At 61.4% G+C, this 13,039-nt stretch carries 12 protein-coding genes; 4 read left to right on the plus strand and 8 right to left on the minus strand.

Annotated elements, in window-relative coordinates; genetic code table 11:
- Positions 1-15: 15 nt before the first annotated feature.
- The 7 genes from AC07RZ_RS00125 to AC07RZ_RS00155 all read right to left on the minus strand — a co-directional run bounded on the left by AC07RZ_RS00125 (position 16) and on the right by AC07RZ_RS00155 (position 9,243).
- Positions 16-213 (minus strand): hypothetical protein, encoded by a 198-nt coding sequence (locus AC07RZ_RS00125; protein WP_144740273.1) that lies wholly within the window; start codon positions 211-213, stop codon positions 16-18.
- A 117-nt stretch (positions 214-330) separates the two neighbouring features.
- Entirely contained in the window at positions 331-1,590 is a 1,260-nt protein-coding gene (locus AC07RZ_RS00130) for a M20/M25/M40 family metallo-hydrolase (protein WP_494666772.1), read from the minus strand.
- Between the two features lie 76 nt (positions 1,591-1,666).
- Positions 1,667-2,980, minus strand: coding sequence for an MFS transporter (locus AC07RZ_RS00135; RefSeq protein WP_494666447.1), 1,314 nt, complete (start codon positions 2,978-2,980; stop codon positions 1,667-1,669).
- Between the two features lie 80 nt (positions 2,981-3,060).
- Positions 3,061-4,293, minus strand: a complete 1,233-nt coding sequence (locus AC07RZ_RS00140) for an MFS transporter (RefSeq protein ID WP_494666448.1) — start codon at positions 4,291-4,293, stop codon at positions 3,061-3,063.
- A gap of 96 nt (positions 4,294-4,389) precedes the next feature.
- Entirely contained in the window at positions 4,390-5,991 is a 1,602-nt protein-coding gene (gene nadB / locus AC07RZ_RS00145; RefSeq protein WP_494666449.1) for an L-aspartate oxidase, read from the minus strand.
- Positions 5,992-6,102: 111 nt separating this feature from the next.
- Complete coding sequence (gene purT / locus AC07RZ_RS00150) at positions 6,103-7,314, minus strand: formate-dependent phosphoribosylglycinamide formyltransferase (RefSeq protein ID WP_494666450.1); 1,212 nt, start codon at positions 7,312-7,314, stop codon at positions 6,103-6,105.
- A gap of 243 nt (positions 7,315-7,557) precedes the next feature.
- Positions 7,558-9,243, minus strand: coding sequence for an MFS transporter (locus AC07RZ_RS00155; protein WP_494666451.1), 1,686 nt, complete (start codon positions 9,241-9,243; stop codon positions 7,558-7,560).
- Between the two features lie 551 nt (positions 9,244-9,794).
- Between AC07RZ_RS00155 and AC07RZ_RS00160 the strand changes: the two genes are divergently transcribed.
- Complete coding sequence (locus AC07RZ_RS00160) at positions 9,795-10,475, plus strand: 4'-phosphopantetheinyl transferase family protein (protein ID WP_494666452.1); 681 nt, start codon at positions 9,795-9,797, stop codon at positions 10,473-10,475.
- Positions 10,476-10,551: 76 nt separating this feature from the next.
- Entirely contained in the window at positions 10,552-10,800 is a 249-nt protein-coding gene (locus AC07RZ_RS00165; protein WP_144740293.1) for a hypothetical protein, read from the plus strand.
- Positions 10,801-10,899: 99 nt separating this feature from the next.
- Here the strand turns inward: AC07RZ_RS00165 and AC07RZ_RS00170 are convergent, their stop codons facing one another.
- Positions 10,900-11,121, minus strand: a complete 222-nt coding sequence (locus tag AC07RZ_RS00170) for a hypothetical protein (protein WP_092398501.1) — start codon at positions 11,119-11,121, stop codon at positions 10,900-10,902.
- A 187-nt stretch (positions 11,122-11,308) separates the two neighbouring features.
- Here AC07RZ_RS00170 and AC07RZ_RS00175 point away from each other — a divergent pair, with 187 nt between their 5' ends.
- Both AC07RZ_RS00175 and AC07RZ_RS00180 read left to right on the plus strand, forming a co-directional pair.
- On the plus strand, positions 11,309-11,671 hold the full coding sequence (locus AC07RZ_RS00175; RefSeq protein WP_494666453.1) for a hypothetical protein: 363 nt from the start codon (positions 11,309-11,311) through the stop codon (positions 11,669-11,671).
- 169 nt (positions 11,672-11,840) lie between these two features.
- Positions 11,841-12,881, plus strand: a complete 1,041-nt coding sequence (locus AC07RZ_RS00180) for an oxidoreductase (RefSeq protein ID WP_494666454.1) — start codon at positions 11,841-11,843, stop codon at positions 12,879-12,881.
- Positions 12,882-13,039: the final 158 nt, after the last annotated feature.

Below are 13,039 nucleotides of genomic sequence, written 5' to 3' on the forward strand. Positions count from 1 at the left end.
ACGGCGGCGTTGCGTTCAGTGAACGAGTTTTGCCGCAGCGAATGCCAGGGCCGTCAGGGAGACGGCTGTTCCGATAAACCATCTTAGAAGAGTGGACTCAAGCTTGGACACATCTTCTTTGGTGGCCATATGGTCGAGGCGTGTTTCGATGCGCGTCAGGCGGTCACGCGCATCGCCGGCAAATTCTTCAAGTTTGAGGACTCTTGTTTCCATGTCGAGATGGTAATCCCAGTTCGTGCAAGGATCAAGTCTTCCAGCCCATGGTTTGTATCGTTTAGGTGATTGCCGTATGGGCTGGACAGGACAACCTGCCCAGCCGCGTATGCTGTCCTACTGGACTTTGCCCTGGGCAAAATCCATGATCAGCCGCGTCGACAGGTACAGGCGCGGAACGATGCTGTTCAGCAAGACGTATTCGGCGTCATTTGAATGCGCGCCATAGCCGGTCAACCCCATTCCCTCAATCACGGCTCCCTTCGATTTCAGTGCGGCGAATGCGGCATCGGTGCCGCCGCCGCTGGCCGTATCTACTATCGTCATCGGCAGGTCCAGTTCCTGGTAGATCTTTTGGCCGTAAGCCGACACGGCGCGCGAAGCAGCATTGGCTTCCAGCGGCGGCCGCCGCATTTCAAATTTCAGATGGACCTTGGCGTCCGGGATCAGCTGCTTCTTGACGCGTTCTTGCATCTGTTCCTGCAGCTGCTCGAAGTCGCTCATCTTCAAGGCGCGGGCATCGGCTTGTGCGCTGGCGCTGGCCGGGATCACGTTGCGGTTGGTGCCGGCCTGCGCCACGGTCCAGTTCAGTTTCAAGCCGCGCCACGGTTGCGACAAGGAATCCATCTGCAACACCTGGTGCGACAATTCATACAAGGCGTTGACGCCTCTTTCCGGCGCAGCTCCGGCATGCGAAGATTTTCCCTCGACCGTCAGGTACGCCGCGGCGATGCCGCTGGTCGCCAGCCGCAGCTGGCCTTGGGCGCCGCCGCCTTCATAGGAAAACACGGCGTCCTGTTCGGCGCCCAGCCTGGTATGCAGGCTGCGGCCGCCGGGCGAACTGATTTCCTCGTCGCCGTTGATCAGCACCGTCAGCGTGTCGTAGTCCTTGAAGCCGATTTTTTGCAGGATGGCGATGGTATGCAGGATGGTGGCGACGCCTTGCTTGTCGTCGGCGATGCCGAGGCCGTAAGCCTTGTCGCCGTCAACCCGGTATTGCTGGTCTTTCAGCATGCCGCGCAGGTACACCGTGTCCATGTGCGCGATCAGCATGATCTTGCGCTTGCCGTTGCCCTTGAAAACCGCATGCACGATCTGCCCGATCTTTTCCGGGGTGTCGCCCATCCGGTAGATTTCCGGCGCGTCCAGCAATTCAGCCTTGCCGCCAAGTTTCGTCAGGCGATCACGGATCAGGGCGGCGATCTTGGCAAGGCCTTCAAGATCTCCGCTGCCCGATTCGATATTCACCAGGTCGCGCATGGTGTCCATCATTACCGGTTTTTCTTTTTGCGCCAGGTCGTACACCGGCGCCACGGGGGCCGCCAGCGCCATGCCGGCGCTCAAGGCCAGCGCCGGGAACAGCACGGCGGCGAGCAAGTTTTTTTTCGAGGAAAAGGATGGCTGTTTCAACTTCTGTCTCCGTTGGTTTTAATGAAATGCTGCGTTTGTTTTTCTATGGCTGCTGCAGGCTGTCGTGGCGCGTCTCGCGCATGCACAGCACCGCGCCCAGGCTGAGCGCCGCGGCCGCCGATACGTAGGCGCCGACATACGCCAGGCCGCCGCGCTGCGCCAGCAGTTGCGCGATATAAGGTGCAACCGATGCGCCCAGGATGCCGCCGATGTTGTACGACACGCCGGCGCCGGTATACCGTACGCTGGTAGGAAACAGTTCCGGCAACAGGGCTCCCATGGGAGCGAAGGTCACTCCCATCAGGAACAGGAAGATGATCAGGAACAAGGCGATCGCCGCCATGTTGCCGCTGCCGAACAGCGGCTGCATGGTGAAGCCCGCGGCGATCGCTGCCAGCGTGCCGGCGATCAGCACCGGGCGCCGGCCGAAGCGGTCGCTGGCCATGGCTGAGAATGGCGTCGCCAGCGCCATGAACACCACCGCCAGGCACAGCAGCGCGAGGAATTCCTGGCGCGGGATATGCAGCGTGCCGACACCGTAAGACAGCGAAAACACGGTCGCGATATAGAACAAGGTGTAGCAGACAATCATTGCCACCGAGCCCAGCATCACCGGACGCCAGTGGTGCTGGAACAGGGTAACGGCCGGCACCTTCACGCGTTCGTGCTTCTCCAGCGCGGCGGCAAATACCGGCGTTTCGGCGATCTTCAGCCGCACATACAAGCCCAGCACCACCAGCACCGCGCTGAAAATGAACGGGATGCGCCAGCCCCAGCCCTTGAACTGTTCATCCGACAGGCTCAAGGCCAAGGCAAGGAACAGGCCATTGGCCATCAGGAAACCGACGGAAGGGCCAAGCTGCGGGAACATGCCGTACCTGCCGCGTTTCCCCGGCGGCGCATATTCGGTCGCCAGCAGCGCCGCGCCGCCCCATTCGCCGCCCAAGCCTATGCCTTGGGCAAAACGCAGCACGCACAGGAGGGCAGGCGCCGCCGCACCGATGGAGTCGTAACCCGGCAGGAAGCCGATCAGCGTGGTGGCGACGCCCATCACCAGCAGCGAAAGCACCAGCGTGGATTTGCGTCCGATGCGGTCGCCGAAATGGCCGAACAGGAAAGCGCCGACCGGCCGTGCGATAAACGCGATGCCGAACGTCACAAACGCCGACAGCGCTTGCGCCGTCGGCGAGTCATGCGGGAAAAATACCGGGCCGATGACCAGCGCCGCCGCGGTTGCGTAGACGTAGAAATCGTAGAATTCTATGGCGGTGCCGATGAAACTGGCGAAGATCACGCGCCTGGCGCTGTTTTGCGCCGGCGCCGGGGCAGATGTGATTTGCTGCGATGCTGCGCTCATCGTTTCTCCTCATTTTTTTAGTTTGAGATCCAAGCATAGCCGAGATGAGGCGGAAGCGACACTGTTGCAGATCAGGCCAGCTAGGCCAGCGGCGCCGGCAGGCGCTCCAGCACGCGCACCTCGGAATCGAAAATGATCCAGGCCTGCACCGCGAAGCCGGCCAGCGCCAGCACCAGGCAGGCCGGTTCGCCCCAGCGTGCGCCGACCAGGCCGCCGAGGGCGGCGCCGATCGGCCGCGCGCCGGTGTTGACCGTCAGGAAAATCGCCGACACCCGTCCCAGCATGGCGCCCGGCGTGACAGTCTGGCGCAGCGTGGTGGAGGTGATGACCCAGATGATCGGACCAACGCCGAACAGGAAAAACGACAGGGCCGCCAGGATCCCGCTCGGAACCGCAAGCGTCGCCACCATTGTCGATGCGGCCAGCACCGAGATCGCCGGGCCGATCTGGATCGCGCGGCCGAACGGCAGCCTGGCCACGATCCGCGGCGTCAGCAGGGCGCCCACCATCATGCCGACGCCATACGCGCCAAGCGTCATGCCGACCGCGCTGGCGCTCAGCCCGAGCTTGCGCACCGCATAGGGCACATAGGCAGCCTGCAGCACGAACCAGGAGATGTTCCAGGCCACCGCGGTCAGCAGGATCGGCCGCAGCAGGTTGTCGCGCCAGACCATGTGGGCGCCGTCGCGCAGCTCCAGCAGGGGATGGCGCGGCGCCGCCGGCGTGCGTTGCGGTTCGCGCAGCTGCAGCAGCAGCGCCACGGCCGAGCCGGACAGGATAGCCGCCAGCACGAACGCGGTCGAGGCGCCGGCCCATGAAGTCAGCGCGCCGCCGAGAGCGGGACCGGCGGCAAAGGCAGCGCTGCGGGCCAGTTCCAGCCGGCCGTTGGCTTTCGCCAGCAGCTCGCGCCCTACCAGTGCCGGCACGATGGCCGGGGCGGCGACGCTGAAACCGACAGTGCCGACGGCGCCGATGAAGCCGAGCACCGCCAGCAATCCGATCGACAGGTGATTCGACAGGAGCGCCGCCAGCACGCCCAGCAAGGCCAGCATGCGCAGCACCTCGGCGGTCACCATCAGGCGTTTGCGCGAGGTGCGGTCGGCCAGCAGGCCGAACGGGATCGAGAGCAGCAGAAACGGCAGCGATTGCACCGCGGCCAGCGTGCCGATTTCACCCGGCCCGGCGCCGAGTATCAGCACCGCCATGATGGGCGTCGCCGCCAGGCTGAGCTGCTCGGCCGATTGCGCCGCAAGATTGGACCAGGTGAGGGCGACCAGAGAACGGGGAAGGGCGTGCGGAAGTGGTGACGTCATGATTCTTGCAATTTTCTTGGAGAACGGTAGTGTCGCGCCGTTTCCGGCAGCGGACACCCCGTTTCTTGGCGCGCAATTCGCATGCGCGCGGATGGACTAGCGGCGCTGCGGCGTGAGCACGCTAGGCAATGCCTTGGCCAGCGTTTCCGGATAATCCTGGCTGTAGTGCAGGCCGCGGCTTTCATGGCGCGACAAAGCGCTTTCGACGATCAGCGACGCCACCTGCACCAGGTTGCGCAGCTCCAGCAAATCGCGGCTGATGCGGAAGTGCGCATAATATTCGTCGATTTCTTCCTTGAGCAAACGGATCCGGTGCTGGGCGCGCTCCAGGCGTTTGTTGGTGCGTACGATGCCGACGTAATTCCACATGAAGCGGCGCAGCTCGTCCCAGTTGTGGGAGATCACGACTTCCTCGTCGGCATCCGTCACGCGGCTTTCGTCCCAGGCCGGCAGCGAGACGGCTTTCGGCTTCTCTTGCTGGGCGATGAACTTGGCGGTGGCGCGGCCGATCACCACGCATTCCAGCAGCGAATTGCTGGCCAGGCGGTTGGCGCCGTGCAGGCCGGTGTAGGCGGTTTCGCCAACGGCATACAAGCCGGGCAGGTCGGTGCGGCCGTTCAGGTCGGTAACGATGCCGCCGCAAGTGAAGTGGACCGCCGGCACCACCGGGATCGCCTGTTTGGTGATGTCGATGCCGAGTTCCAGGCAACGCGCATAGATGGTCGGGAAATGTTCTTTCAGGAATTCCGGCGACTTGTGGGTGATGTCTAGGTCGACATGGTCCAGGCCGCGCTTCTTCATTTCGAAGTCGATTGCCCGCGCCACCACGTCGCGCGGCGCCAGTTCGGCACGCTCGTCATGGGCCGGCATGAAGCGCATGCCGGCGTCGGCGCCTTCGGTATCCGGCAGCTTGAGCACGCCGCCTTCGCCGCGTATCGCTTCGGTGATCAGGAACGATTTGGCGTAAGGGTGGTACAGGCAGGTCGGATGGAACTGGATGAATTCCATGTTGGCGACCCGGCAGCCGGCGCGCCAGGCCATGGCGATGCCGTCGCCGGTGGCGCTGTCGGGATTGGTGGTGTACAGGTAGACCTTGCCGGCGCCGCCGGTGGCGAGCACCGTGTGGTTGGCGGCCAGGGTCAGCACCTTGCCGGTCTTGACGTTCTTGGCGTACAGGCCAAGGCAGCGCGGCGCCGTATCGCCTGTCGCCACCTTCTTGGAGGTGATCAGGTCGATTGCGTAATGATCTTCCAGCAGCGTGATGTTGGGATGGGCGCGCACTTTTTGTTCCAGCGTCACCTGCACCGCATGGCCGGTAGCGTCGGCGGCGTGGATGATGCGGCGCTGGCTGTGGCCGCCTTCGCGCGTCAGGTGGAAGCCCAGTTCGGCGCTGGAGTCGGGCGTGAACGGCACGCCCTGTTCAATCAGCCATTCGATGGCGGCGCGGCCGTTTTCGACGATGAAGCGGGTAGCGCTTTCATCGCACAGGCCGGCGCCGGCGACAAGGGTGTCGTTGATGTGCTGTTCGTGGCTGTCGCCGGAATCCAGCACGGCGGCAATGCCGCCCTGGGCCCAGTTGCTGGCGCCGTCGAGCAGCGCGCGTTTGGAGATGACTGCAACCTTGTTGTTCTCGGCAAGGTGCAGCGCGACCGACAGGCCGGCCAGGCCGCTGCCGATGATGGCGACATCGAATTTCATGGTGGATGCTTGGTTATTCCCTGACGGGACCTTGTTGTTTTAATCCGGACCGCCCCAGGATCTGGGGCGATGTCTCTACTACCCTCTGCTACCGTGCTGCTGCGCCGTTAATTATTCCACGATTACCGGTTTGACTTTGGCGGCAGCCTGTTTGGCCCTGATGCGCGCGGTCTCGACGTCGTCGGCGGTGGCCAGGGCCACGCCCATGCGCCGGCGGGCGAAAGATTCCGGCTTGCCGAACAGGCGGATATCCACGCCCGGCACGCGCAGCGCGTCGGCCACGCCTTCAAAGGCGATGCCCTTGGCGTCGTGCTGGCCGTAGATGACCGCCGATGCCGCCGGGCTGCGCAAGGCGACATTCACCGGCAGGCCCAGGATCGCCTTGGCGTGCAGTTCGAATTCGCTTTGCTGCTGGCTGGCCATGGTCACCATGCCGGTGTCGTGCGGACGCGGGCTGACTTCGGAGAACCAGACCATCTCGTTCTTGACGAACAGTTCGACGCCGAACAGGCCGAGGCCGCCCAGGTTGTCGGTGACTTTCTTGGCGATATCGCGCGCCTTGAGCAGCGCTTCCGGATGCATCGGATGCGGTTGCCAGGATTCGACGTAATCGCCCTGCACCTGGATGTGGCCGATCGGTTCGCAGAAATGGGTGGCGATGCTGCCGTCCTGCTGCAGCGCGCGCACCGTCAGCAGCGTGATCTCATAATCGAAATCGATGAAACCCTCGACGATGACCCGTCCCGAATCGACCCGGCCGCCGGCGGCGGCATAGGCCCAGGCGGCTTCGATTTCATCGGCGCCGTCGAGCTTCGACTGGCCCTTGCCGGAAGAAGACATGACCGGCTTGATCACGCACGGAAAGCCGATCGCCGCGCAAGCGGTTTTCAGTTCGTCCAGGTTGTTGGCGAAACGGTAGGGCGAAGTCGCCAGCGCCAGCGTCTCGCCGGCCAGGCGGCGTATGCCTTCGCGGTTCATGGTCAGCCAGGCGGCGCGCGCGGTGGGAATCACGGTGACCTTGCCGGCGGCTTCCAGCGCGACCAGGGTTTCGGTGGCAATTGCTTCGATTTCCGGCACGACCAGGTCAGGCTGTTCTTGCGCAATCAACGCTTCCAGCGCCGCGCCGTCGGCCATGTTGATCACGTGCGAACGGTGCGCGACCTGGTGGCCGGGAGCGTTCGGGTAACGGTCAACGGCAATCACTTCGACGCCGAGCCGCTGCAGCGAGATGATGACTTCCTTGCCGAGTTCGCCGGAGCCTAGCAGCATGACCTTGGTGGCGGAAGGGGAAAGCGGGGTGCCGATTCTGGTGGGTGTCTTCATATAGGAAAGGAGCTGCGGCGCCTGGTTGCCTTGCGCCGCGAATTTGCTGTTAGTCGTTGATCGGTGGGTGGGTGATGACGGTGAAAAATTCGCAAAGAGGATATTTTATCGTTGGCCAACGCCTGACAATAACAAATATCAAGACACAAGGACAGTTGGCAAAATGAAAAAAGCCGCCAGAATCATCTGGCGGCTCTTCCGGCGCTGCTCAGGCATAGCCGTAAGCATATGCCATATCGTTCATTAGCGCTCGGCTTGGTAAATATCGTAGTCCTTGGTTTCCTTGACAAACAGCATGCCGATGACGAAAGTGGCTGCCGCGATGATGATCGGATACCACAGGCCATAGTAGATGTCGCCCTTGAACGCCACCAGCGCAAAAGCAGTGGTCGGCAGCAAGCCGCCGAACCAGCCGTTGCCGATGTGGTAAGGCATGGACATCGAGGTATAGCGGATGCGGGTAGGGAACATTTCCACCAGCATCGCCGCAATCGGGCCGTACACCATGGTCACGTAGAGCACCAGGATGAACAGCAGCAACAGCACCATCGGCTTGTTCATCTGGTCCGGATCGGCTTTGCTTGGATAACCTGCGCCTTTGATGTCGCCGGCCAGTTCTGCCGAGAATGCCTTGTCCTTGGCCGCGGCATCTTCTTTCGACAAGCCTTTGGCGTCATACGATGTCAGGATCTTTTCGCCGATCTTGATGGTGGCAACCGAACCAGGAGCGCCGGCGACGTTTTCATAGTTCACCGAAGCTGCCGACAGCTTGGCCTTGGCGATATCGCAAGACGATGTGAATTTTTTGGTGCCGGTAGGGTTGAACTGGAATTGGCAAGTGGCAGGGTCGGCAGTGACGATCACCGGTGCGCTCTTGAGCGCTGCTTCCAGCGCCGGGTTGGCGTAGTGGGTCAGGCCGGAAAAGATCGGGAAGTAGGTCAGCGCTGCAATCAGGCAGCCGGCCATGATGATCGGCTTGCGGCCGATCTTGTCGGACAGCGTACCGAAGATCACGAAGAACGGTGTGCCCAGCAGCAGGGCCAGCGCGATCAGTATGTTGGCAGTCGACATGTCGACCTTCAGCGATTGTGTCAGGAAGAACAGGGCATAGAACTGGCCGGTGTACCAGACCACGGCCTGGCCGGCGGTCAGGCCGATCAGGGCCAGGATCACCAGCTTCAGGTTTTTCCATTTGCCGAAAGCTTCCGTCAGCGGCGCTTTGGAAGTCTTGCCTTCAGCCTTCATCTTGGCGAAAGCCGGCGACTCATTCATCGACAAGCGAATCCAGACCGAGACCGCCAGCAAGATGACCGAGACCAGGAAAGGAATGCGCCAGCCCCATGAAGAAAATGCTTCTTCGCCGACGGCGCTGCGGACACCCAGGATCACCAGCAGCGACAGGAACAGTCCCAGCGTTGCGGTAGTTTGAATCCAGGAGGTGAATGCGCCGCGCTTATCGTCTGGTGCGTGTTCAGCGACATAGGTCGCCGCACCACCGTACTCGCCGCCCAGCGCCAGGCCTTGCAGGATGCGCAAGGTGATCAGGATGATAGGGGCGGCAATGCCGATGGTGGCGTAGTTTGGCAGGATGCCGACAATGAAGGTCGAGGCGCCCATGATCAGGATCGTCACCAGGAAGGTGAATTTGCGGCCGATCATGTCGCCCAGGCGGCCGAACACCAGCGCGCCGAAGGGACGCACGATAAAGCCGGCGGCAAACGCCAGCAAGGCGAAGATGAAACCGGTGTTTGGATCGGTGCCGGAGAAGAACTGCTTGGCGATGATGGCCGCCAGCGAGCCGTACAGGTAAAAGTCATACCATTCGAATACGGTGCCCAGCGACGAGGCAAAGATGACTTTGCGCTCCTCCGGTGTGATGCCCCGTGCAGCAGGTTTCAGCCCGCCTGCGGTAGGTTGTATTGTGGCCATGCCGGTCTCCTTGATTATTTATATTTGGTGCAGCTGTCTTGGAGTGTGCAGGCGAAACCTTACGCGGGACTTGCTTGAAACTTACGACAAACTTACGGGACAGGGGCGCTGGAAAGGGAAAGTTGCTACCTGTCAACAATGACAGCTGTGCCGGCCTGCCGGAATCGCTACAATGGCTACGTCTTCTACAACTCTCCCCGAGTTTGGATTCAGCCCGTGGCCGCAAGGTTCACGGGCTTTTTTTTCGGCTGCCTGGCATAGGTAAAACCGGCAATTGTCATAGAGCAGTCATACCGCCGTCATGTTAGGCGGGTAGCATGCGAGGTGTTGATTTAGTGCTCACTTATAAAGCCCGGCCAGGGTTTTTCGAAGAGTGTTTTGCCATCAGCAGGTTGGCCGGTAGCCTCGATCACCGGCACCAGTTTTGTTGCCTCCGGATTAACCCGCCGCCGCAAGGTGCGCGGGTTTTTCGTTTTCCGGCCGCTATAATGTTTTGCCGCCTGCCCAGAATCGTTTAATCCCTCCAGCCCATGCAAATTCCAGCAGATGAAATGACCGAGATTGTTTTACCGGAAATGCCGGACGCCATTTGCCGGGCCGGTTTGCGCTATACGGTCGACGCCGGACAGCTGGAGCGGCTGCAGGCCAGCGGCATAGTCCTGCCCGACAGCATGGCGCGCGCGGTGCTGAAACGCCAGGTGGAGTTCGCCGCCGGCAGGTTTTGCGCTCGTGAAGCGTTGCAAAAGCTCGGCCACGACAGCCAGGCGACACTCGCTATCGGCCAGCATCGGGCGCCGCTGTGGCCAACCGGTTACCTGGGTTCGATCAGTCATGGCGACGGCCTGGCGATTGCGGTGGCGGCCAGTACCCGGGACTGGCGCGGGCTGGGAATCGATATCGAACGGATCCTCACCGACGAGGCGGCGCAGCCGTTGCATGAACACCTGATGAAAGCGTCGGAGCTGGCCATGGGCGAGGCCGCCGGCCTGGCTCTCGGAGACTGGCTGAGCCTGGTTTTTTCGGCCAAGGAAAGCCTGTTCAAGGCGCTCTATCCATTTGTCGGCCGTTATTTCGATTTCCTGGATGCGGAAGTATGCGAGTTGCAGCAACGGCAATCCCGCCTCACGCTGAGGCTGGCGACGAGCTTGTCGCCCTCATGCGTCAAAGGCAGCCTGTACAGCATCCGCTATAGTTATTTTCCCGGCAATATCGCCACATTGTGCCTGCTCTGACAGTTGCCGCAACCGGCGCACGGTACTGGATATTTGCGGGGCGGCATCTATAATAAAAAGTCTTCCGGAGGTTTCTATGAAGGCTGCGAAAATCATCGAGATGTGGGATAGGGCAAGTCGCCAGGTGCCGCTCACCAGCGACGACGACATCGTACAGATGTTTGCCAACGAAATCGCGAAATTGTCTTACAAGCTGACAGAGGAAGAGCTGTTCCGGCTGATCGCGGTGGGCGCGCTGGTTTACCAGCGTGGATTCCGCGAATTCGACGGCAACATCATGGCGGACCTGCTGATCCGGACCCTGCGCGAGGGCGGACGAGCGTAGGGCGATTCTTATCCAATCCTGCGGGCCCAATGAAAAAGCCTGCGTCCTCACGGCGCGCAGGCTTTCATGATGCCTATCAAGGCAAGTGGCTAATGCGGCTCAGACCCGGACGATCTTTTCGCCAGTCTGGTCAATGACAAATTTTCCTTCCGCGTACGGGGTCAGCGCCCGTCCATCCGCCAGTTTATAGATTTCCCGCCCGGGCAGGGAGGCGACGGTGCCGTTTGCGGTGGCTCTTTCAATCGAGTCTTTATAGCACTCGACATGATAGGCGTTCCCTGTTTCTTTGCCTTTGGCGTCGAATTTTTCTGTTAAATCCATAAATGTCTCCTTGTGCGCGAGGTTGGAATACCTGCGGTAACGATACCAGATTTTATTTAACGATTGTAGCAATCGATGCGTTCATCCGGCGCTGCGTCCGCCCGCGTGGCCGCTATCCATTGCCGCTATCCGTTGCGGCGCGTACCATGAGGGTCGCAGCATGGCGAATTCTACAGAGGAAGCAGTAATGAACGACGGTTTGACAAGAGATGAATACGACGCCCTGGAACAGATCCGCAAGGGAACGCACGGCAGGGTGAGCGCTTGCGTGGCACGGAATACCAAGCGCCTGGCGGGACTGAAGTACATTGCATATGAAAAGAACGGCGGCCTGTCATTGACCGAGAAAGGGCAGCAGACCTTGTTCATCAGGAACTGCATAGACGGCCTGCGCGCCGTGGCCAGCGATCCCGGCGTCAAACTGGCGGCCGATGTCGCCATGTTCCTCGGCAAGAAAGGGCATGTCAGCGCCAGGCCGGCGGGCGATGGTTACGACATCACCGAAAAAGGACGGGAGTCCCTGGCGGATATCGATTCTTCGGCGGCCTGAACGGCGATCCCGGCGGGCCGCAAGTTATGCCCGTGGTATCAAGTTTGTGCGCTTAGTAAAAAATCATATAAATCAAACACTTGATTAAAATTCTTGATGGTTATCCACAGGACTGTCCACAATTTCTGTGGGTAACTTTCGGTCCACCATGCAATGGAAAGAGAAACCCATGCTGAACATAGGCCTTTTAGGCTACGGCTTTGCCGGCGCCACCTTCCACGCGCCGCTGATCGGACACTCGGGCCGCACCGCAGTCAGCGCGATTGCCAGCAGCCAGGCCGAGGCCGCCGCCCAAGCCTGGCCGGAAGCGCGCATTGTTGCCGACCTCGACGCCTTGCTGGCCGATGGCGCGCTCGACTGCATCGTGATCGCAACCCCGAACGACACCCATTTTGAATTCGCCCGGCGCACGCTGGCTGCCGGCAAGCACGTGGTGGTCGACAAGCCGGTCACCCTGAGCGCAGAAGAGGCGCGCATCCTGGCGCGCACGGCCGCCGACAGCAAGCTGCTGCTGGCGCCGTTCCATAACCGGCGCTGGGACGGTGATTTCCGCACCGTGCAAGCGCTGGTCGCGAGCGGCCGGCTTGGCCAGATCACGCATTTCGAGTCGCATTTCGATCGTTTCAGGCCCTTAGTGCGGCAACGCTGGCGCGAGAATGCCTTGAACGGCGGCGGCCTGCTGTATGACCTTGGGCCGCATCTGGTCGACCAGGCGCTGACTTTGTTTGGCGCCCCGCAAAGCGTCAACGCGACTATCGGCACTTACCGCGAGCAAGCCAAGGCGGAGGACTACGTCCACCTGCAGCTCGGTTATGCCGACAAGCAGGTAGTCTTGCATGCCAGCGCCCTGAGCGCCCTGGAGGCGCCGCGGTTCACGATCCACGGCCGCCGCGGCAGCTACCTGAAAACCGGGCTCGACAGCCAGGAAGACCAGCTCAAGGCCGGCTTGCGTCCCGGACAGCCGGGCTGGGCCCAAAACCCGCCTGGCTTGATCAGGGAAGTGGAAGGTGCACTCGACCTGCGCGGCGAACTGGCTACCTTGGACGGCGCTTATGTCGAGTTTTATCGCGCGCTGGCCGCCTCGATCCAGGACGGCGTGCCGTTTCCGGTCACGGCGGACGCCGCCGTCAGTGTTGCCGAAATCCTGGAACTGGCGCGCCACAGCGCCATGGAAGGGCGTCGCCTGCCCTATGCGGCGACCGGATGGTAACGCTATCATCCATGTGAATAACTGATATGCGTTAAATAAATTGGCTGTCCGCGGACCGTCTCTATATAGTTACACCTGTCTCCTCCAACACCTCCTAAGGTTTGGATTCAAGCCCGCACCGAAAGGTCCGCGGGCTTTTTTTTGTCCGCCGTATTTGC

The sequence above is a fragment of the Collimonas sp. GW821-FHT07E08 genome (assembly GCF_059418905.1).